This is a genomic window from Desulfovibrio sp. JY, from assembly GCA_021730285.1.
GTDB lineage: Bacteria > Desulfobacterota > Desulfovibrionia > Desulfovibrionales > Desulfovibrionaceae > Solidesulfovibrio.
In genome coordinates this window covers 3,563,326-3,584,738 of the sequence record CP082962.1, presented here as the reverse complement: position 1 = coordinate 3,584,738, position 21,413 = coordinate 3,563,326, and the positions used below count along the sequence as shown (strand labels likewise).

Sequence of the window (21,413 nt, the reverse complement as noted above, 5' to 3'; positions counted from 1 at the left end):
CTCGTTAGAAACTTTAGGAAGGGGAGAGCGCGAGAGGGGACAACCCTTTTTAAAGGGTTTCCCCTCTCGCACCCTCTTCTCCCAATAATTTTTGAAATTCATCGGCATCCATAATGGTAATGCCGAGGGATTGCGCTTTGGCCAGTTTGGAGCCCGGGTCCGCGCCAACAACGAGGTAGTCGAGCTTTTTGGAGACGGCGGACACGACCCGGCCGCCGGCGGCTTCGACCAGCGCCTGGGCTTTTTCCCGGGACAGGCCGGGCAGCGTGCCGGTGAAAAGAAACTTCTTGCCGCCGAGGGGCGTGGCTTCGGGGGACACGGTGTTTTTGGGCTCGCTGACGGGCCACAGGCCGATCTGCCGAAAACGTTCGAGGAGTTCGCGGTTGGCGGCATTGTCGAAGAACTCGCGGATCGACCCCGCCACTTCCGGGCCGATGTCCGGCAAGGCGGTCAGATCCTCGGACGTGGCGGCGGCAAGTCCGTCGAGGTCGCGGAAATGTTCGGCCAGGGTCCGGGCCGTGCGCGTGCCGACCTGCCGGATGCCGAGCGCGGCGATGAGCTTGGCCAGGGTGGCGTTTTGCTGGGCCTTTTCCACGGCGGCCACGAAATTGGCGGCCGATTTTTCGGCCATGCGCTCCATGGGGATGAGGTCCATCTCGGTCAGGTTGAAAAGATCGGCCGGGGTTTTCACCATGCCCTTGTCGATAAGCGCCCGCACCCACTTATTGCCGATGCCTTCGATGTCCAGGCCCGACTTGGACACGAAATAGGCGATGCCCCGGCGCAGCATGGCCGGGCAGGCCAGGTTGACGCAGCGCCAGGCCGCCTCGCCCGGAGCGCGCACGGCAGGCGAATGGCACGACGGGCAGATGTGCGGAAAGGGAAACGGCTCGGCGTCGGCCGGGCGTTTTTCCGGCACCACGCGCACCACCTCGGGGATGACGTCCCCGGCCCGGCGCACCACCACCGTATCGCCCGCGCGCAGGTCCTTGGCCTTGATCTCGTCCTCGTTGTGCAGCGTCGCCCGCGCCACCGTCACCCCCGCCAGGGACACGGGTTCGAGGATGGCCACCGGGGTCAGGACGCCCGTGCGCCCCACCTGCACCTCGATGCGCTTAAGCACCGTCTCGGCCTCGTGGGCCGGAAACTTGAGCGCGATGGCGAAACGCGGGGCCCGGCCGGTGAATCCGAGCGCCTCCTGATCGGCGAGGCTGTCTACCTTGACCACCACGCCGTCTATCTCGAAGGGCAGGTCCGGCCGACGCACGCCCATGGTCTTGAAATACGGATAGACCTCGTCTTCCCGGGCGACCTTGCCTTCCCTGGCCACGGGCAGGCCGAGCTTGCCGAGCCCCTCCATGATGCCGGAATGGGTGGTCCAGCCCGGGTCCGCCCCGGCCCAGTCCTTTTCGCCGATGGCGTAGGCAAAAAAGGTCAGGGGGCGGCTGGCGGAAATTTTCGAATCGAGCTGGCGCACCGACCCGGCGGCGGCGTTTCGCGGGTTGGCGAAAATCTTGCCCCCCTGCTCCCGCTGGCGCTCGTTGAGCTCGTAAAAATCCTGGCGCGTCATGACCACTTCGCCGCGCACTTCGAGCAGCGCCGGCACGGGGATATTCGCCTTGGCCGCATGGGGCCGCAAATCGAGCGGCACGTTTTTGACCGTGCGCACGTTTTCGGTCACGTCTTCGCCCACTTCGCCGTCGCCGCGCGTGAGCGCCCCGGCATAGACGCCGTTTTCGTAAATGATCTCCAAGGCCAGACCGTCGAACTTGGGGTCGACCCAGAAGGTGCGCGTGAAGGGCTGCCCTTCCTTTTCCAGCTTGTTGGCCGCCCGGGTCACGAAATCCTGCCACTCCTCCTCGCTCATGGCGTTGTCCAGGCTGTACATGGCCAGCCGGTGCGGCTTGGAGACAAAGGCCGGCAACACCGTGCCGCCGACGCGTTTGGTCGGCGAATTGGGGTCGTCGAGCTCGGGATGGGCCGCTTCAAGCCGCTTGAGCTCCCGGTAGAGGGCGTCGTAGGCCGCGTCCTCGATGGTCGGGTCGTCCAGGACGTAATAACGGTAGTCGTGGTCGTGGATTTGCCCCCGAAGCTCGCGCAGGCGCGCGGCGTCGTCTTTTCCCTCGCTCATAAGCCCCCATCCTTTGGCGTTTCGCTGTCGCGCGCGGTGTCGCGGCGGGAGAGCCAGATGGCTTTTTTGCGGATATCGGTCAAGAGCCGGATGCGCTGTTCGCGGCGCAACCGCTTGATCTCGCCGGCGTCGTACTTGCCTTGGAGCTTGAGCATATTGCCGTGGGCGTTGGCCCCGGCGACGCGGCTTTTGCGGGTGTCGGCCCCGCTTTTGCGGGCATGGCCCACGGCCAAATGCCCCTGGCACACGGCAAAGCGTCCGGCCAGAGCGGCGCGCAGATCGCGGTCGAAATCGTCGAATTGGGACGGCGCAAAGCGGATGTCAAAATCCCCGCCGGCATCGAGGGCTTGCCGGGAAAAGAGATGGCAGCAACCGGTGACGCTCAGGCACGGCCGGCAGAAGGTGAACTGGCCCAGGTCCGGGCCTTGCAAATGCAAGTCCGTGGCGACGAAGGGCTGGCCCGGGGCACCGGGCGCGAGATGGAGCGCGGCCGCCTGGAGCACGGCCGGATTTCCGGCGTCGGTGATCCGGCAGCCGTAGACCCCGGCGTCGGGATAGGCGGCCACGGCCGCGCCGAGGCGAAGCGCCCACTCGGGCGGCAGGGTCAGGTCGTCGTCGAGATAGGCCACGAAATCGGCTCCCTGCGCCTCGGGCAAATGCTTGAGCCAGTTGCGGCCGGCCGGCGCGCCCACGTTGACCGGCGCGCACACAGTGTAAAACCGCTCCGGCCCGATGCGGTCGCCAAAGGCGGCCAGCACCTCGGGCGTGGCGTCGGTGGAGCCGTTATCCAGCACGAAGATGCGGTACCGATCGAGTGCGCTCGCCAGCACGCCCTCGAGGGTCCGGCCCAGGTCGTCGGCCTTGTTGAAGGTGTAGAGAAAGATCGCCAGTTCGCCGGGGAGCGGCGTACGCGCCGTGTCCAGGCCGCGCTCCAGGTCGTGCAGGACAAGCAAGGCCCCGGCGCTCCATGGCCAATGGTCAAGGTAATCGCGAAGCGCCGCCATGCCGGCTTCCCGGCCTCCCAGGCGCATGTCGGCCTGGACCGCAAGCCAATGCAGTCCCGGCGTGGTCGCGGAAGCGAGGCCCTTTCTCCAAGCCGCGAGGCGGTCAGGGTCCCCACTGGCCACGGCGGCCAATCCCAGCACCCGCGAGGCCAGCGGCGCGCCGTCGGCCGGCCAGGAAGCGTCGTAATACAGCAGAAATACTGCCCAATCCCCGGTTCGGACTGCGTCGTCCAGCGCCTGTCGCCATGGCGCGGCCCACGGCGCGTTCGCCGCCACCCCAAGCGCCGCCCGGGCGGCAGCGGACAGCAGCCCGTTCTGTCCGGCGGTCATGGTCAGGATGGCCTTGGCCAGTTCTGGATTGAGCGGATCGAGGTCAAACGCCAGCAGCGTCAGCTCGAGGCCCAGCCGGACCACGGCGACATTGTCGCCGCCGGCGCGTAGCGCGGCCAGTCCTAGCGAGGCGGCCTGATTGCGGGCCAGGCAACCGACAAGCAGCCCCTCGGCCACGGCCTCGGGCAGGGCGTCGAATACCGGCGGCAAAAAAAAGTCGTACGGCCCCATCCCCCTCCCTCCTACAGCCTGTCCACGTCCTCACAGTCCGCCTGCCAGCTTTTGACCCGCTCCCGCCAGTCCGGCCCCAGCCGCTTGCGCAGATAGGCCTCCTCGGCCCGGGCGGCGGTCTCCAGAAAACCGTCCACCGTCTTGGCGGCGGTGTGGTGGCGATGCCGCACGATCACGGTCTGGTCCACCACCAGCTTCCAGCCGGCTTCGTGCGCCCGCGCCGACAGCCAGACGTCCACGCCGTAGCCGTAGGGATTGTCGTCCACATCCAGACCGCCGACAGCGTCCAGGCAGTCCAGGGAAACCAGCGGGGCCACGCCGTCCATGACGCGCACCAAGCGGTACTGGCTGCCCGGTTTGGCCACCATCTGCGGATGGTAGGGGCTCGCGGCAAAGGCCGGGGAATACATCCCCACGCGGCCCACGGTCGCCTCCAGCCGGGCCAGACGCATAAGCGCCCGGGCCAGATGCGGCGGCCTGCTCGTAAAGAGGATGTCGTTATTGAAAAACCACAAATGGGTCTTACCCATGTTCCTGGCCAGGACGGCGACCTGGGCCAGCGCGCCGGCCCAATAGCAATTCTCGGGCAGCCGTTTCCAGGCGTCCGGAAAGGGATCGGGCGCGGCGTTATCCAGCACCTGCGCGGCAAGTTGCGGATCGGGATCGCTTTGGGCCAGCTGGTCCGCCAGCCGCCTGGTCACGGTCGGATTGCCGTAGTGCAGGATGACGATCAGCGGCCGGATGGCGTCCGCCGGGGTCAAAGGACCTCCTTGAGACCGTCGAGCCCTTCCGTGCGGCCGACCAGGATCATGGTGTCCCCGGCTTCGAGAATGGCCTGGGGCAACGGATTGAAAATCATCTCCCCGGACGCCTTCTTGATGGCGATGATGATGAGGTTGAAACGGGGACGGATGCGGGCCTCGATGAGGTTTTGATTGACGAAATCGGACGTCTCCGTCACCTGCAACTCTTCCATTTGCAGGTCGACTTCGCTGCCCCCCCGGCCGGCCAGCTCCAGAAAGGTCGTGACTGTGGGGCGCAGCACCGACTGGGCCATGCGCACGCCGCCGTAGAGATGGGGCACGAGCACCTGGTCCGCCCCGGCCCGTTGCAGGCGCTGGGTATGGCCCAGGGCGTCGGCCCGGGCCACGATGCGGATGGCCGGGTTGAGCTGGCGCGCGGTCAGGGTCACGTAGACGTTGGCCGCCTCCTGGGTCAGGGCCGCGACCAGGGTCTTCGCCCGGGCCAGACCGGCCGCCAGCAATGTCTCGTCGGCCGTGGCGTCGCCGAAGACGTGGGGAATGCCCTGCTCGTCGAGGAGCCGTATGACTTCCTCGCTGTTCTCCACGACCACGGCAGGCATGTTCTCGGCCAGAATCTCCCGGGCCACGATGGACCCGATGCGGCCGTAGCCGCAGATGATGACATGCTCGCTCAGGCCGTCGATGATCTTCTGCATGCGCCGCCTCCCGAGATACTGTTGCAGCCGGCCTTCCACCAGCACCTGGGTAAAGGACCCCACGAGATAGGCGAACGCCCCCACACCCGAAACGATGAGCAGCATGGTGACGATGCGACCGTCATGGGACAGGGGGTAGACTTCCTGGAACCCTACCGTGGAAAGGGTGATGACGACCTGGTAGAGGCTGTCGAAAAAGCTCCAGCCCTCCACATACATGTAGCCCGTCACGCCCAGGCAGAAGACCAGCGCCAGGGCGAGGAAGCCGCCAAGCAGCGGCCCCCAGGCCCCCAGCCTGTGGTGCAGCCGCACGGCCCGGCTATGCATGCGCATAAAATTGCGGCCGTCCGACATCTCAGCCCATCTCCAGCAAGCGCTCCCGCAGCGACGCCACCTGGTCCCGCAAGGCCGCCGCCTTCTCGAATTCCAAGGCCTTGGCCGCTTCGCGCATTTCCCGCTCCAGCATCTTGATCTTTTTCTCCAGAGCCTTCTTGGACATGCCGCCGTAGGCCGCGGCTTCCTCGTGCACAGAAGCCCCGCGCGGCGACGTGGGCGGGGAACCACCGGCCGCCGTCTGCGCCCCCTGGCCGTACAGGCTGTCCAGCACGCTGTCCATGCTCTTGATGATGGTGGTGGGCGTGATGCCGGCCTCGCGGTTGGATGCCTCCTGCTTTTCCCTTCGCCGGGCCGTCTCGTCCATGGCCGCCTGCATGGAGCGGGTCTCGGTATCGGCGTAGAGGATCACCCGACCGCCAACATTGCGGGCCGCCCGGCCGAAGGTCTGGATGAGCGAACGGGCCGAGCGCAAGAAACCTTCCTTGTCCGCGTCCAGGATGGCCACCAGCGACACTTCCGGGATGTCGAGCCCCTCGCGCAGCAGGTTGATGCCGACCAGCACGTCGAATTCGCCCTGGCGCAGGGCCTTGATGATGGCCACCCGCTCCAGGGTGTCGATGTCGGAATGGAGATAGCGCGCGCGCAGGCCCATGGAGTTAAAGTACTGGTTGAGTTCTTCGGCCATGCGCTTGGTCAGCGTGGTGACGAGCACCCGCTCCCCGGCGTCCGCCCTGACCCGGCATTCGGCCATGAGGTCGTCCACCTGCCCCTTGGTCGGCCGCACCTCGATCTCCGGATCGAGCAAGCCCGTCGGCCGGATGATCTGCTCCACCACCACGCCCTCGGACCGATTCACTTCCCAGTCGCCGGGCGTGGCCGAAACGAAGACGGCCTGGCCGATGCGGCCGAGGAATTCCTCGAAATTGAGCGGCCGGTTGTCCAGCGCCGAGGGCAGGCGGAAGCCGAAGTCGACCAGGGTCTGCTTGCGGGAACGGTCCCCGGCGTACATGCCGCCGATCTGGGGCACGGTGATGTGGGACTCGTCCACGAAAAGAATGAAATCCTCGGGGAAGTAATCGAGCAGCGTGTACGGCGGCTCCCCGGCCTTGCGGCCGTCCAGGTGGCGGGAATAGTTCTCGATGCCGTTGCAGTAACCGAGCTCTTCGATCATCTCCAGGTCCTGCATGGTGCGCATTTCCAGGCGCTGGGCCGCCAGCAGGTCGTTTGCCGCCCGCAGCTCGGTCAGGCGCAGGCGCAGCTCTTCCCGGATGTCCGAAACGGCGCGGTTCAGGTTGTCGCGGTCGGACACGTAGTGGCTGGCCGGAAAGATGATGGCCTTTTGCATGGACCCCAGGACCTCGCCGGTCAGCGGATCGGTCTCCAGGATGGATTCCAGCTCGTCGTCGAAAAATTCCAGGCGCAGGGCCCGATCCCGGCTGTAGGCGGGAATCAGCTCGATGACGTCGCCGCGCACCCGGAACACGCCCCGGTGGAAATCGTAGTCGTTGCGCTCGTACTGGATCTCCACCAGTCGGGAAATCACCGCCTCCATGCCGGTCTTCTGGCCGACCTCCAGGGAAAGCACCATGCGCTCGTAGTAATCGCGCGACCCGAGGCCGTAGATGCAGGACACCGAGGCCACGATCAGCACGTCGCGCCGGGTCAAAAGCGAATGGGTGGCGGCGTGGCGCAGCTTGTCGATGTCGTCGTTTATGGACGCATCCTTCTCGATGTAGGTGTCCGTACGCGGCAGGTAGGCTTCCGGCTGATAGTAATCGTAATAGCTGACGAAATACTCCACGGCGTTTTTTGGGAAAAGCCCCTTGAATTCGCTGTAGAGCTGGGCGGCCAGGGTCTTGTTGGGGGCCATGACCAGGGCCGGGCGATTAAGCCTTGCCACCACCTGGGCCATGGTGAAGGTCTTGCCCGTGCCCGTGGCCCCGAGCAGCACCTGGCTCGGCACGCCCTGGGACAGGTTGGAGGACAGGGCCTCAATGGCCCCGGGCTGGTCGCCTTGCGGACTGTATTCGGATTCAAGCTGGAAAAGCATGGTGTTTTTTTGTACATCCCCGGTCAACGTAACGAAAGCGAAAACCCCGTGGCGTTTCGACCGGCACTTGCGCCGCGCCGCAGCCGGGGTCAGCCTGCCGTGTCAAGGAGACGCTCCCATGGAAATCGACGTCGTTCCGGCTGATTTCAACCTTCCCGTACACCGGGCCTGGACTGTGTCCATGGTCATCAAAAGCTTCAAGGGCCGCAAGGACGTTACCGTCCACCTGTTTCGCCCGGAGTGGGACCCGGCCGAGGAAAAAATCTACGACTGGGACGCCCTGATCGGGGACCCGGTGGACCCCGACCTGCCGGTGAGCATCGAAAGCTGCCGGCGCATCCTGCTCGAATCCTTCACCGAGGAGGAACGCGACGCGCTCGTCACCTACCTCAAGACCCGGTACAAGGACAAGCTGTCCGAGATCCACGCCTGCGCCCTGAACCTGCCCATCCCGCTGGGGTTGACCGCCCTGTCCGAACTGACCGAAGGCAAGTCCGTGGGCTTTATCCGCTTCGACAAGATCCCCAACTACACCCTGTCCTTCCCCGTGCGCGGCTATTTCGACTTAAGCCAGCACAAGCCCATCATCGAAGGATTGGATTAGCGGCACAATCCCTGTTCTTACCCACCATCCGCCAGACCGGGGCCGTGCGAAAGCGGCCCCTCCGGAGCGCCCCATGCAGAGCGTCTGTGTTTTTTGCGGTTCCTCGTCCGGGCTCGACCCGGCCTATGTGGATGCGGCCAACCGGCTGGGCCGGTTGCTGGCCGAGGAGCATATCACCCTCGTCTACGGCGGGGCCTGTGTCGGGCTCATGGGGGCGGTGGCCGACGCGACCCTCGCCGCCGGCGGCAAGGCCATCGGCGTGCTGCCGGATTTTCTGCGCCGCAAGGAGCTGGCCCATCCGCGTCTGACGGAAATCCATGTGGTGAACTCCATGCATGAGCGCAAGGCCCGCATGGCCGAGTTGGCCGAGGGGTTTATCGCCCTGCCCGGCGGCATGGGCACCCTGGAGGAGTTCTGCGAGATCATCACCTGGGCCCAGCTCGGCCTGCACACCAAGCCCTGCGGCCTGCTCAACGTGCAGAACTACTACGAACCCTTGCTGCATTTCGTCGACCGCATGACCACGGAAGGCTTCATCAAGGAAAAGCAGAAAGGCCTCGTGCTGTCCGCTGAAACCCCTGAGGAAATGCTGGCGGCCATGCGCGCCTTCGAGCCCATCCGGGTGGAAAAATGGGTGGACACCCGCGCCCGGGCGTAGTTGGTGAGCGAAGGGGAAAGAGGTGCGAGAGGGGAACCCTTTTTGAAAAAAGGGTTCCCCTCTCGCGCTCTCCCCTCCCCAAAACTTTTGGCGTTACCACTGGTTAGAGACCTTATTCCCTTAGGGAAGAACTTCCTTTAAAAAATATCCTAGCAATCAATTAACCCTGTGCGTACCTGCGGCTTTACACTCGCTGGCGCGGCGTTTATTGGGAACTGGCCGTTGCGGCTGTTTTTTTTCTTTTTTTTACTGAAAATGATATTCTCTCTCAAAGGAGTATGGCATGTCCCAGCCCCTCTCCCAGCACGACATTTTGCAGGCTATCGTGGAGGACGTCCGCACGGTGGACGACGCCCCCATCACCGACGTGACCATTGGCAACTGCCTGGCCGCCGTCTCCGCCCGTCATTGCGGCCTGGCCTCCCTCGTCTCCCACATCGCCGCCGGCCTTGACGCCGTCAACCCCGCCCGGGAAAACCTGCCCCAAAGCGCCAAGGAACTGGCCCTCACCCTGGCCGATCCCGAGGTTTCCAACTCCGACAACGCCTCCCTGGCCATGGCTGCGGTCAACGCCCTGCTGCCGGCCCCGGAAAACGTCACGGAGCACCACGGCCAGGAACTGATGTTGGCCAGGGGCAAGGGCAGGACAGTGGCCGTGGTCGGTCATTTTCCCTTTGTCGACGCCCTGCGCGGCGTGTGCCAGGAGCTTTGGGTGCTGGAAAAACGGCCCCGGCCCGGGGATGTGCCCGCGTCCAAGTCCGGCGAGGTGCTGCCCCAGGCCGATGTCGTGGCCGTCACCGGGACCACGCTGTTAAACGGCACGCTGGCCGGACTTCTGGCCAGCTGCCGCAAGGACGCCTATGTGGTCATGCTCGGCCCCACCACGCCGTTCGCCGCCTCGCTCTTCGATTGCGGCATCGACGTGCTGGCCGGTTGCGCCGTACCCGATCCCCAGGCGGCGCTCGCCGGCATCCGATCCGGCAAATGCTTCAAGGGCCTGTCCGGCGTGCGCCAGACGGCCTGGACGCGCCCGGGGGCGTAAGGGGCCGCCCCTTCCAACTCGCGAACGCGGGCTGAAAAGAAATGCGAGAGGGGAAACCCTTTTTAAAGGGTTTCCCCTCTCGCATCATCTTCCCTCTTTCCTTCCTCAGTACTTCGACGGACACGTGCCGTCGCCGCCGGAGATGCCGTCGTTGCTCGATGCCGGGGCGTCTCCCGGGCCCACGGCGCGCAGGATCAGGTACCCGAGCACACCCGAAATCGTCGACGCGGCCAGAATGGCCAGCTTGGCCTTGGCGTCCAGGGCGCTCTGGTCGCCAAAGGCCAGCCCGGCGATGAAGATGGACATGGTGAAACCGATGCCGGCCAGACAGGCCGCACCGTAGTAATGTCCGGCGCGCAGCCCTTCCGGAATGGCGGCTAGGCGTAGCTTGAACATGGTCCAGCAGGCGAGAAACACGCCGGCCTGCTTGCCGATGACCAAGCCGGCCAGGATGCCGAGCGAAACGGGTTCGGCCAGGCCGCTGCCGGCCCCGGAGGCAAGCGGCACCCCGGCGTTGGCCAGGGCGAAAAGCGGCATAACGGCATAGGCCACAAAGGGATGCAGCCCGTGCTCGATGCGCGGCAGAGGCGGGCTGGCCTTGTGGCAGGCGTCCTCCACAGCCCCGATGGCGGAGAGCCTCGCCTTGTCGGCCAGAAGCGGCAGGCCGGAGCCGTTGGCGTGTTCGAAACAGCCGAGCAACCGCCGGACTCTGGCCACGAAAGCCTCGCCCGGGATGCGGGTCCGGGCCGGGATGGCCATGGCCGCCAGCACCCCGGCGATGGTGGCGTGCACGCCGGATTTGAGAAAGGCCAGCCACAGCACGCTGCCGAGGAGCAGATAGACCACGGGATGGCGCACGCCGGCCAGGTTGGCGGCCAGCATGCACACGAACATGGCCCCGCCCACGGCCAGGGAAATAAGCGAGATGTCGCCGCTGTAGAAAACGGCGATGACCAGCACCGCCCCAATGTCGTCCACGATGGCCACGGCGGCCAGAAACACCTTGAGTCCGGACGGCACCCTGCGTCCGAGCAGGGACAGGATGCCCAGGGCGAAGGCGATGTCCGTGGCCATGGGAATGCCCCAGCCGGCCACGGATGGCGTGCCGGCGTTGAAAAAGGCGTACAGCGCCGCGGGCACGGCCATGCCGCCCACGGCCGCCGCCACGGGCAGGGCCGCCTGGGCCGGGGAATTGAGTTCGCCAACCAGGGCCTCGCGCTTGATTTCCAGGCCAACGGTAAAGAAAAAAACGGCCATGAGCCCGTCGTTGATCCAATGGAGCAGCGTCTTGGACAGGACCATATCCCCGAAGCCGACCGTGACGGGGGTCTCCCACAGGGCGAAATAGGACGGGGCGAAACGGGAATTGGCCCAGACAAGGGCGAGGATCGTGCAGGCGATGAGCACCAGCCCCCCCGAGGCTTCCACCCGGCTGAAGCGCACGAAGGGGGCCAGGGCCTGCTCAATCAGCGGTATCGCCTCGTGTTCCGGGGCGTCGGATGTATTCATGGATCTCCTTGCGGCATGATTTGCCATTGATGCCGTCAGGGTAACGGAAAACGCATGTTCCGCGCAACCGCCCGCCGCATTGCGCGCGGTTATGCTACACTGTTTGCGCTTGTTGTCGGGTGTCCATCGCGCTATAGGCCGTAACGTGGACAACCGCCCGTTGCCGCATTCGCGGCCAACCGCAGCCCCGGAGGCATTATGCAGATGTTCGTTTCGTTGCAGCCCGTCATGGCGCTCATCGCCGGCATATTGATCCTGATCATGCCGCGCCTGCTCAACTATATCGTGGCCATCTACCTCATCATCGTAGGCATTTTGGGCCTGACCCACGGCCGATTCTGATCCGGCCCCGGTTGCCCCCGTCCCGGCCTTGGGATACAGCCGGCCAAGGATTTTTTCATGCCGCCGCTTCCCATTGCCCCAAACGACCCGTGGCTGGCCCCGCTGGCCGGGTTTTCCGATCTGCCCTTCCGGCTGTTGTGCCGGGAGTTGGGCGCTTCCGTGGCCGTGACCGAAATGGTCAGCGCCAAGGGGCTTTTCTACGATTCCCGCAACACCAAGCGGCTGCTGGCCACCACGCCCCCGGACGCGCCGCTGGTGGTCCAGCTGTTCGGGGCCGACCCGGACTACCTGTCCCGGGCCGTGACCGCGCTGTCCGGGGAAGGATACGCCTTTTTCGACCTCAACTGCGGCTGTTCGGTGCGCAAGGTGGTGAAAACCGGGGCCGGGGCCGCCCTGCTCGGCGATCCGGACCGGCTCGTGGCCTGCGCCCGGGCCATGGTCGACGCCGCCGGAGATGGCCGGGTGGGCGTCAAGCTGCGCCTTGGCCCCAAGCCGCCCGACTTTCCCGCCCTGTCCCTGCGCGACCGGCTGACTGCGGCGGGCGTGGCCTGGCTTACCCTGCACCCCCGCCATGCCAGCCAGGGTTTTTCGGGCCAGGCCGGTTGGGACCGGCTGGCCGATTTCGCAGCCGAGGCCACGGTGCCGGTCCTGGCCAGCGGCGACCTCATGACGGCCGACGACGCAGCGGATTGCCTGGCGCGCACCGGCGCGACGGGAGTCATGTATGCCCGGGGAGCCTTGGCCGACCCGCGCGTTTTCACCCGTCACGCCAATCTGTTGCGGGCCGGTCAGGGCCTGCCCGAACGTGCGCTCCCGCCACTATGCGACGTCATCCGCCGCCACGCCGCCCTGTGCCGCGCGTATGCCGACGACCGGCGGGCGCTCCTGCGCATGCGCACGGCCGTGCCCCGCTATCTGCGCGAACTTCCTGGCTGCCGCGCCTTGCGGGACAGGCTGTGTCACTGTACATCCTGGAAAGAACTTGACGCCATCATCGACGCGGCCGAACGCCTAAGCCACGAATCCGCCGCGACAACCGGAGACGCCGTATGAAACTGTTGCGCGCCGAAACCGCCGGCTTCTGCATGGGTGTGGACCTGGCGCTTAAAAAGCTGGCCGCCCTCATCGTCCCGCCGGGAGATTCGCAAGAAACCGGCCCGGGCACCGTGCTCCTCACCTTCGGTCCCATCATCCACAACCCGCAGGTGCTGGCGGAGTACGCGGCCAAGGGCGTGCGCGTGGTCAACGATCCGGCCGACATCCCGGCCGGGGCCACGGTCGTCATCCGCGCCCACGGCATTCCCGAACCGGTGCGCCAAAAAATCATGGCCCGGGGAGCCAGGCTCGTGGACGCCACCTGCCCCAAGGTGAAAAAGGCCCAGACGCTCATCTCCGCCCAGGCGAATCTGGGCAAGGAGTTGCTCCTTTTCGGCGAGGCGGACCATCCCGAGGTCAAGGGACTTTTAAGCTACGCCACGGCCGGTGCCCGCGTCTTCGGCTCCCTGGAGGAACTCGAAAGCCTGGATCTGGCCGAGGGGCCGACCTATTTCCTGGCCGCCCAGACCACCCAGGACGAAATGGAGTTCCTGCGCATCCGCGATTTCCTGAAGGACCGGTTCGGCCCGGGGCTCACCGTGCTGTCCACGATCTGCAACGCCACCATGAACCGCCAGCAGGAGGCCATGGATCTGGCCGCCAGCGTCGACTTCATGGTCGTGGTCGGCGGCCGGGAGTCAGGCAATACCAGACGGCTGGCCCAGGTGGCCCGGACCGCCGGCACCCCCTGCGTCCATGTCGAGACGGCCGAGGAGCTTTCCCCGGACATGGTCGCCGGCAAACGCATAATCGGCTTGACAGCCGGCGCTTCAACACCCAAAAAAATCATTGACAGCGTGCAACAGGTGCTGGAAGCGTTTTAATTGAAACGGCCTACGCCCGGAGACAAGCATGTCCCAGACCAATATTCTGCTCGAAGCCGGCACCAATGAGCTGGAAATCGTGGAGTTTTTCATCGACGAACCAGCTCCCTCCTCGTTCACCGGCGATACGCCGGATGCTTCCGGCAAGTATCGCGGCTATTACGGGGTCAATGTGGCCAAGGTACTGGAGATCATCCGGCTGCCCAAGATCACGGCCATGCCCGAGGTTTCCCATCCGAGCGTGCTTGGCGCGTTCAACCTGCGCAACCACATCATCCCGCTGGTCGATCTGAGCGTGTGGCTCGACAAGACGCGCCAGGAGACGGACTCGCCCAAGGTCATCGTCACGGAGTTCAACAACGTCACCACCTCCTTTCTCGTTTCCGGCGTCACCCGCATCCACCGCATGAGCTGGGAGGCCGTGGAGCCGCCCAATCGCTACGTGTCCAAGATGAGCGGCGACTGCATCACCGGCGTGGTCAAGCTCGAGGACCGCATCGTCTTTCTGCTCGACCTGGAAAAAATCGTGGCCGACCTCAACCCGAACCTCGGCCTGCGCCTGGACATGAGCATTCAATGGGACTCCTCCAGCCGCTACCGGGCGCTGGTGGCCGACGATTCGGTGCTGGTGCGCGAGATGTTAAAGGACCTGCTGCAAAAGGCGGGCTTCGACGTCACGGCCGTGCAGAACGGCCGCGAAGCCTGGGAACTACTGTTGCAGATCAAGGGGAAATCCGAGGCCGAGAGCCGGCCGCTGAGCGACTACATCCACGTCATGGTGGCCGATATCGAGATGCCGGCCATGGACGGCCACAACCTGACCAAACGCATCAAGGAAGACCCTTCCCTCAAGCAGTTGCCCGTGATCCTTTTCTCTTCGCTCATTACGGACAAGCTGCGTCACAAGGGCGAGGCCGTGGGCGCGGACGACCAGATTTCCAAGCCGGACGTCAGCCAACTGGCCATGCGGGCCAAGGCGCTGATCGAGCAGAAAATCGGGGCGCAAACCGCCGCCTGACCCCCTTCCCCTCCCGAGGGGGACCTCTTCGTCTTCCCGGCGAGGTCTTTGCGCCGGAGAGCGGACCGCCTGCCGCGGACAGCGCCGCATCTGTCGTGCTGCGCCGCCGGCCGGCCTATCTTTATTTTTTTCGCCTGTCCGGTAACCGCAGACCCACATGACATGACACTCCTGTCATGACCGGCGTGTAAGGATTGTCCCGCGCGGCCGGCAAGGACCCCGCATGGACCGCACGCCGCCCATACGCCTTTTCCCACCAGACCGGGGCATCTCCCCCTATCTGGCCGACTGGCGCCAGACCTTCGCCGGCCTCGACACCGCCCAGGCGACCGACGTCTCCTTCTGTTTCGACAGGGGGAAGCTGCCGCCCGTAGTCGAGACCATCCGTCTGCCCAACCCCATCGACGACGCCGACAAGCCCCTGGTCGAGCTCTTCTGCGCCGCCCTGGTCAACAATGTCCTGTGCCTGCGGGGAGCCTGCCGCGTAAGCCTGCTGGCCGAGGACGCCGCCCTGGCCAGTGCTCTGGCCGAAGCCGTGCGACGCCTGCTCATTCTGGGGGCGGACTGCTTTTCCGACATGTCCTCGCTTTTCCTGCACGGTCTGGTCAGGCAGGTCTTTGCCGCCGAATTCCGCATAGACGCCGACCGGGAGCATGCCCTGGCCCTGTGTCGGCATCCGGCCCGCGCCGACGCCGTCTCCGAAGGGCCACGGCCGGCCCCCCCGGGCATCCGGCCCGGCACGGTCCTGGCCGTCAATATCGGCCAACACCTGACGAGCCAGGCCCTGGTCACGTGCGACGGGGCCGGCGGCTACGCCGTGGAGGGACTTTCCCGCCGCGCCACCTGGGAAACCGGCGAGCACTTGTGCCTGAACGCGGCGCTTCCATCCCTTTGCTCCGGGGCCCTGGCCCTGACGCAACAGGCAGGGCGGCCCGTCGACGCCGTGGGGGTAAGCCTCTCGGCCACGGTCATTTCCGGAACGGTGTACCCGGTGCCGGAATTCGGCCTTTTCGCCGGGTGCGACATGGCGGCGATCAGCGACGCCGACGCGGCGTTGCGCCAGGCCTTCACGACCATCCTCCCGGACCGCCCGGTGGCGGTGGTCAACGACGGAGAGGCGCAAGCCCTTTTCGTCTTCCATTATGGCCGGCCGGAGTCCGGGACCGACGACAGGCGGGCCGGGGGCGTGCTGTCGGTGCGTCTGGGCGCCTGCCCGGCCGTCCACGTCCTCGACGCCTCGGGCCGCGCCGCACCGGGATTTCACGAATACGGCTGGTGCATCACGCGTTATGCCCCCAACCCGGCCCAGGGCAGCCTTTTTTCCACCATACGGTTTTACCTTTCCCATTACGGCGTGGCCGTGGCGGCCCATGATCTGGGGCTCTTGACGCAATACGGCCTGGACGTCGGGACGGCGATTCCCTTTTTCCATGACGCCCTTCTCGGGGAAGATCCCCGCCCCCGCCTCGACGCAGCCCGGGTGTACGGCGTCCTCGGCGCGCATCTGGCCATGCTGGCCGAGGAGGTCTCCCGGCAAACACCCCTGGCCGCATTGCGCCTTCTGGGCTCGCGGGCCAACCGGGTCGACCGGCCCGTTTTCGCGGCCATGGCCGAGGGATTCGCCGCATTCGCCGCCGGCCATGATCTGTCCGTGTCCGGCCTGTCCCTGACGCTCATCGAGGATGCCTCCTCCTTCGCCGGGCTGGTCGGGGTGGCCCATGCCGCCCTGGGACGGTCCTGACCCTCTTTTCGCACCCGTCCGGCGTGCGCCCCGCGCGCCCCGCCGCCGGCTATCCCCTTTTGACACATGCCCGCCTTTATGCTTATCTGATGCGCCTTTTTTCAGAAAACCCATGCGCTTCGGAGGCGTTTCCCATGACTGATTCTTCTGCGCCGCAAGACGGTAAAACCGTCAACGACATCAACTCCTTGCTGGAGATGCCCATCCGCTACTGGAAGCAATGCCTGACCGCCGTGATCGTCATCGTCGCCGCCGCCGGCGGCTACGCCCTGTACGGTACGTATCAGAAAAGCCAGGTCGCAAAAGCCGAGAGCGAACTGGGCGCCATCGTCACCTCCAAAAGCGGCGCCGAGCGCTTAAAGGCCCTGGAAGCCCTGGCCAAGTCCGCCCCGGCCGGCGCCCGCGACGGCATCAACCTGGAGATCGCCAAGGCCGCCCAGGATCAGGGCGACTACGCCAAGGCGGCCACCGCCTGGCAGGTCGTGTCCAAGTCCGCCCCGGCCGGCATGAAGACCGTCGCCACCCTGGGCTACGCCACGGCCCTGTCCAAGTCCGGCCAGGATGCCAAGGCCGTGGAAGTGCTCGAAAACCTGAGCGTCACCGCGCCCAAGGCCTTCACCATGACCGTTGACCAGCAGCTGGCCGTCACGGCCGAAGCCGCCGGGCAGTGGCAAAAAGCCCTGTCCGCCTTCGAGCGGCTCAAGGCCGGCGGTCACATTACCAACGCCGCCTTCATCGACACCAAGATCAGCGAACTCAAGGCCAAGGCCGAAAGCACGGCCAAGAAAAAGAGCTGACGCCTCGTTCTCGAAACAACTCCCAACGCGTTTTAAGACAACGCGTTGGGGTGTCGTTTTTTCAATACGACCGTCGTTTTCAGAGGACGCAACATAAGCCGCTTTTGGCGGCAACCCGCTTCCCGGCGCGCCGGGAATGGCAGGACGCCGACGCGGCGTCCATTTTCCGTCGGAGGTTTGTACGTGGGTAAGGAATTATTGACCGCGGCAGCCGGAGAGACGCTGCTTCTGCTTGGCAACGAGGCCATCGCGCGCGGCGCCCTCGAGGGGGGGGTCCGGTTCGTGACCTGCTATCCGGGCACGCCCTCGTCCGAGGTGCCGGACACGTTTTTCCGCTTGTCCAAGGACGGCCCCTACTACTTCGAGTATTCGGTCAACGAGAAAGTGGCCCTCGAAGTGGCCGGCGGCGCGACCCTGGCCGGGCTGCCCGCCCTGGTGACCATGAAGCACGTCGGCGTCAACGTGGCGGCCGACCCGCTCATGACCCTGGCTTACGTCACGGCTCCGGGCGGGCTGATCCTGCTTTCGGCCGACGACCCGGGCTGCCATTCCTCGCAAAACGAGCAGGACAACCGCATCTACGCGCGCCTCGGCGGGCTGCCCTGCTTCGAGCCGGCCACGGCCCAGGAATGCAAGGACATGGCCCGCGACGCCCTGCTCCTTTCCCGAAGCCTCGAAGCGCCGGTGCTTTTGCGCACCACCACCCGCGTCAACCACGTACGCGGCCCCGTGACCTTCGGCGCCTTGCCGGACACGCCGGCCGCAAAGCTCTTTGCGAAGAATCCGGCCAAGTACGTGCCGTTGCCCGCCTCGGCCCGGCCCATGCATGTGCGCCTGCTCGAACGCCTGGAAAAGGCGCGCGAGGCGGCCGAAACCTCGCCCTACAACACCGAGCGCGGCACGGGCGAGGTCGGCTTCATCGCCTCGGGCGCGGCCCGCAATTACCTCGCCGACGTGCTGGAGGAAGACGGGCTGGAAGGCACGGTGCGCGTGCTCGATCTGGGCATGAGCTATCCGCTGCCGGAAAACCGCATCGCCGAGTTCCTGGGCAAATGCCGCAAGGTGGTCATCGTCGAGGAACTGGAGCCGGTGCTGGAAAACGAGATCCGCGCCCTGGCCCAGAAACGCGGCATCAGTGTGGAAATTATCGGCAAGGGGCCGCACCTGCCGCGCCTTGGCGAATACGCCACGGTCAACGTGCGCGCCGCGGTCAATGCCACCCTCGGCCGCGAGACCGCCGCCGTCGAAACCCTGTCCGTGCCGGTCGACCTGCCGAAGCGCCCGCCGAACCTGTGCGCCGGCTGCCCCCACCGGGCCGCCTACTACGCCGTGCGCGAAGTCTTCGGCGACGAGGCCGTCTATTCCTCGGACATCGGCTGCTACACGCTCGGGTTTTTGCCGCCTTTCCGGGCCGCCGACTTTCTGCTCTGCATGGGCTCGTCGATCTCCGCCGGCGCGGGTTTCGCCCGGGCCTCGGGCAAGCCGGTGGTGGCCTTTATCGGCGACTCCACCTTCTTTCATTCCGGCATCACGGGCCTTATCGACGCCGTGGCCTACAACCACGACATCCTGATCGTGATCCTGGACAACCGCACCACGGCCATGACCGGCCACCAGCCAAACCCAGGCGTCGACACCACCATCTTCGGGGAAAACCCCAATCCGGTGGACCTTTCGGCGCTGATCAGGGCCTGCGGCATCACCCCGGTCAAGGTCAACCCGCTCAACCACAAGGCGACCATCGCGGCGCTTACGGAATTCGCCGGCCAGTCCGGCCCCCGCGTGCTCATCGCCGAATATCCCTGCCCCATCCACGCCCGCCGCGTGGGCCAGGCCAAAAAGACCCCGCCCGCCCGGGTGACCGGCGATCCGGCCGCCTGCCTCACCGTGCGCGACACTCTGGCCTGCCCGGCCTTTGCCATGGTAGAGGGCGTTTTCACCATCAACGCCGAACAATGCGACGGCTGCATGTACTGCGTGCAGCTCTCTGCCGATATCAAGCCCGGCAAGAAGGAGGCCCGATGAACCGCGCGCGCATTTTCCTCACCGGCGTCGGCGGCCAGGGAACCCTCACCGCCACCACCCTGCTCGCCCGCACCGCCCTGGCCGCGGGACTTCCCGTCACGGCCGGCGAAATCCACGGCATGGCCCAACGCGGCGGCGTGGTGGAGTCGACCATCCTGATCGGCGGCTACAAAAGCCCGGTCATTTCCAAGGGCGAGGCCGACGTGCTGCTCGGCTTCGAACTGCTCGAAACCCTGCGCGCCCTGCCGATGCTTAAGCGCGGCGGGGTCGTGGTCGGCAACAGCGAATCCGTCCAGCCGGTCGGCGTGTGCCTGGGCCGGGAATGCTACCCGCCTCTCGACGCCGTGCTCGAGACCGCCCGTGGCTTCGCCGCCCGGGTGGTCATGGTGCCCTGCATCAGCCTGGCCGAGCAGGCCGGCACGGCCAAGGCCGCCAACATGGTGCTGATCGCGGCGGCGGCGGCCTGCGGCGCGCTGCCTTTTGGCGTCGACGCCCTGATCCGGTCCGTGGAGAAATATTTGAAACCCAAGATCGTCCCGCTCAACCTCAAGGCTCTCGAGCTTGGGGCTGCGGCCGCCGCCACAGGTCAAGCCGCGTGATCGATCCGCTCACTTCCTTCGACAGCGCCGGTCCGGCCTTCTACCGGGCGCTTTCGCGCATCGCGGCCGTAACGGGCCCCGGTCGGGCCGTGCGCAGGGGACTCGAAAACGCCCTGGCCATTCTGGTCGAGACCCTGGGCTACCGGCGCGCCTGCCTGGAACTGCACGACCTGCCCCAGGAAGGTGCGCGCATCATCCTGTCCCACGGCAAAGACCAGGGGCTGGACCATCTCTATGGCCCGGCCCCGCTGTCCACCGGCCAGGTCATCGGTTCCAGGCGAGCCCTGGTGCTCCAGGACATCAAGGACCACCCGGACTTCCTGGGCCGCCCTCCCGAGGAGCTGACCAGCCTGTCCTACATCTGCGTGCCGGTGACCGTGCCCGAGCCGGATGGCCAGGTCGAGGGCTTCGAGCCGGTCAGCCGCACCGGCGTGGTCGGGGCGCTCAGCGTCGATCTGCCCAAGGCGCCCATGGTCTTTCTGGAAGCCCAGCGGGAATTTCTGAGCGTGGTCGGCGCGGTCATCGGCAACAGCGCCTTGCGCCTGAGCGATGAGCTGGCCCGATCCCGTCGGCGTACGTCGGCCGTCCCCCAGGCGTCCGAGGCCAAGCCGGAACCGGTGGCGCCGTCGGTCGAAAGCGAAAGCATCGCGCCCGTGGCCGCCTCCAAAAGCATGCGTCTGGTGTTGCGCCAGATCGCCCAGGCGGCGGACGCCGGCGACCCGGTGCTCCTGCGCGGCGAGGAAGGTACGGGCAAGGAAACCCTGGCTCGCTTCCTGCACGCCCAGGGCGACCGTCGCCATCGTCCCTTCGTGCGTCTGGCCTGCGGCGACAAGCCGTCGGAAGCCGTGCTGGAGGCGCTTTTCGGCGTGCAAAAGGGCGAGCGCTCCAAGGCCACCCGCTCCCGCCGGGGTATTTTCGAGCTGGCGGCCGGCGGCATCGTCTTTCTCGACGACATCGATGAACTGCCCATAAGCGCCCAGAAACAGGTGCTGCGCATCATCCAGGAGGGATTCGTGGAACGGCTCGGCGGCGACGCGCCGGTGCCCGTGGATGCCCGCATGGTGGCCGCGACCCGCACCTCCCTGGAAGACGCCCTGGCCAGGAACGAATTCCTGGAGGACCTCTATTACGCCCTGGGCGTTTTCTCGATCTTCGTGCCGCCGCTTCGGGAACGCACCGGCGACATCCTGCCCCTGGCCGAGCGCTTTCTGGAGGAATTCTCCCGCCGCACGGGCAACAACGTGCGCCGCATCTCCACCCCGGCCATCGATCTGCTCAACCAGTACCATTGGCCGGGAAACGTCCGCGAGCTGGCCCATTGCATGGAGCGGGCCGCCACCTTGTGCGACGAGGCCGTGCTGCGCACCTACCACCTGCCTCCGACGCTGCAGACCGGGGAATCCTCGGACACGGAACCGTCCCTGTCCTTTGGCGAGGCCGTGGCCGATTTCGAGACCGAGCTGCTGGTGGAAGCCCTGAAAAAGGCCAAGGGCAACATGTACCAGGCCGCGCGCAACCTGCGCGAGAGCTACCGGGTGGTCAACTACAAGGTCAAGAAGTACGGTATCGACCCCAAGCGTTTCACCCCCGGTCGCCACAGCTAATTGTCCAGAAAACG

18 protein-coding genes are annotated in these 21,413 nt (G+C 66.0%); 12 read left to right on the top strand and 6 right to left on the bottom strand.

Going from position 1 to position 21,413, the window contains the following annotated elements; translation table 11 throughout:
- Positions 1-49 precede the first annotated feature (49 nt).
- Genes ligA through uvrB form a run of 5 tightly spaced genes read right to left on the bottom strand, consistent with a single transcriptional unit; the run spans position 50 to position 7,541 of the window.
- Positions 50-2,131: an NAD-dependent DNA ligase LigA gene (ligA, locus tag K9F62_15990; protein UJX40188.1), complete on the bottom strand. Its 2,082-nt coding sequence runs from the start codon at positions 2,129-2,131 to the stop codon at positions 50-52.
- Entirely contained in the window at positions 2,128-3,696 is a 1,569-nt protein-coding gene (locus K9F62_15985) for a glycosyltransferase (GenBank protein ID UJX40187.1), read from the bottom strand. Before K9F62_15985 ends, ligA begins: the two co-directional genes overlap by 4 nt.
- Positions 3,697-3,707: 11 nt before the next feature.
- Positions 3,708-4,457 carry a hypothetical protein gene (locus tag K9F62_15980; protein UJX40186.1) on the bottom strand — a complete coding sequence of 250 codons (750 nt, stop codon included), beginning with the start codon at positions 4,455-4,457 and terminating at the stop codon, positions 3,708-3,710.
- Positions 4,454-5,488, bottom strand: a complete 1,035-nt coding sequence (locus K9F62_15975) for a potassium channel protein (GenBank protein ID UJX40185.1) — start codon at positions 5,486-5,488, stop codon at positions 4,454-4,456. Before K9F62_15975 ends, K9F62_15980 begins: the two co-directional genes overlap by 4 nt.
- Positions 5,489-5,510: 22 nt before the next feature.
- Positions 5,511-7,541, bottom strand: a complete 2,031-nt coding sequence (uvrB, locus tag K9F62_15970; protein UJX40184.1) for an excinuclease ABC subunit UvrB — start codon at positions 7,539-7,541, stop codon at positions 5,511-5,513.
- Positions 7,542-7,659: 118 nt separating this feature from the next.
- Between uvrB and K9F62_15965 the strand changes: the two genes are divergently transcribed.
- The 3 genes from K9F62_15965 (at position 7,660) to K9F62_15955 (ending at position 9,845) form a co-directional block, all read left to right on the top strand.
- Positions 7,660-8,145 carry a hypothetical protein gene (locus K9F62_15965; protein ID UJX40183.1) on the top strand — a complete coding sequence of 162 codons (486 nt, stop codon included), beginning with the start codon at positions 7,660-7,662 and terminating at the stop codon, positions 8,143-8,145.
- 73 nt (positions 8,146-8,218) lie between these two features.
- Positions 8,219-8,803, top strand: coding sequence for a TIGR00730 family Rossman fold protein (locus tag K9F62_15960; protein ID UJX40182.1), 585 nt, complete (start codon positions 8,219-8,221; stop codon positions 8,801-8,803).
- A gap of 283 nt (positions 8,804-9,086) precedes the next feature.
- Complete coding sequence (locus K9F62_15955; GenBank protein ID UJX40181.1) at positions 9,087-9,845, top strand: hypothetical protein; 759 nt, start codon at positions 9,087-9,089, stop codon at positions 9,843-9,845.
- A gap of 105 nt (positions 9,846-9,950) precedes the next feature.
- Here K9F62_15955 and nhaA read toward each other — a convergent pair whose 3' ends face one another.
- The gene (gene nhaA, locus K9F62_15950; GenBank protein UJX40180.1) at positions 9,951-11,354 is read right to left on the bottom strand and encodes a Na+/H+ antiporter NhaA; all 1,404 of its coding nucleotides are present in this window, start codon (positions 11,352-11,354) and stop codon (positions 9,951-9,953) included.
- 198 nt (positions 11,355-11,552) lie between these two features.
- On the opposite strand from nhaA, the gene K9F62_15945 reads away from it, so the two are divergent.
- The 9 genes from K9F62_15945 to K9F62_15905 all read left to right on the top strand — a co-directional run bounded on the left by K9F62_15945 (position 11,553) and on the right by K9F62_15905 (position 21,399).
- Positions 11,553-11,696 carry a DUF3096 domain-containing protein gene (locus K9F62_15945; protein UJX40179.1) on the top strand — a complete coding sequence of 48 codons (144 nt, stop codon included), beginning with the start codon at positions 11,553-11,555 and terminating at the stop codon, positions 11,694-11,696.
- 57 nt (positions 11,697-11,753) lie between these two features.
- On the top strand, positions 11,754-12,749 hold the full coding sequence (locus K9F62_15940; GenBank protein UJX40178.1) for a tRNA-dihydrouridine synthase family protein: 996 nt from the start codon (positions 11,754-11,756) through the stop codon (positions 12,747-12,749).
- The gene (ispH, locus tag K9F62_15935) at positions 12,746-13,615 is read left to right on the top strand and encodes a 4-hydroxy-3-methylbut-2-enyl diphosphate reductase (protein ID UJX40177.1); all 870 of its coding nucleotides are present in this window, start codon (positions 12,746-12,748) and stop codon (positions 13,613-13,615) included. The genes K9F62_15940 and ispH overlap by 4 nt, the downstream gene beginning before the upstream one ends.
- A gap of 28 nt (positions 13,616-13,643) precedes the next feature.
- Positions 13,644-14,633, top strand: a complete 990-nt coding sequence (locus tag K9F62_15930; protein ID UJX40176.1) for a chemotaxis protein — start codon at positions 13,644-13,646, stop codon at positions 14,631-14,633.
- Between the two features lie 223 nt (positions 14,634-14,856).
- Positions 14,857-16,374 carry a hypothetical protein gene (locus tag K9F62_15925; GenBank protein ID UJX40175.1) on the top strand — a complete coding sequence of 506 codons (1,518 nt, stop codon included), beginning with the start codon at positions 14,857-14,859 and terminating at the stop codon, positions 16,372-16,374.
- 134 nt (positions 16,375-16,508) lie between these two features.
- Positions 16,509-17,171: a tetratricopeptide repeat protein gene (locus K9F62_15920; GenBank protein UJX40174.1), complete on the top strand. Its 663-nt coding sequence runs from the start codon at positions 16,509-16,511 to the stop codon at positions 17,169-17,171.
- Between the two features lie 183 nt (positions 17,172-17,354).
- Positions 17,355-19,196, top strand: a complete 1,842-nt coding sequence (iorA, locus tag K9F62_15915; protein UJX40173.1) for an indolepyruvate ferredoxin oxidoreductase subunit alpha — start codon at positions 17,355-17,357, stop codon at positions 19,194-19,196.
- Positions 19,193-19,795 (top strand): indolepyruvate oxidoreductase subunit beta, encoded by a 603-nt coding sequence (locus K9F62_15910; GenBank protein UJX40172.1) that lies wholly within the window; start codon positions 19,193-19,195, stop codon positions 19,793-19,795. The genes iorA and K9F62_15910 overlap by 4 nt, the downstream gene beginning before the upstream one ends.
- Positions 19,792-21,399: a sigma 54-interacting transcriptional regulator gene (locus tag K9F62_15905; GenBank protein UJX40171.1), complete on the top strand. Its 1,608-nt coding sequence runs from the start codon at positions 19,792-19,794 to the stop codon at positions 21,397-21,399. The genes K9F62_15910 and K9F62_15905 overlap by 4 nt, the downstream gene beginning before the upstream one ends.
- Positions 21,400-21,413 lie beyond the last annotated feature (14 nt).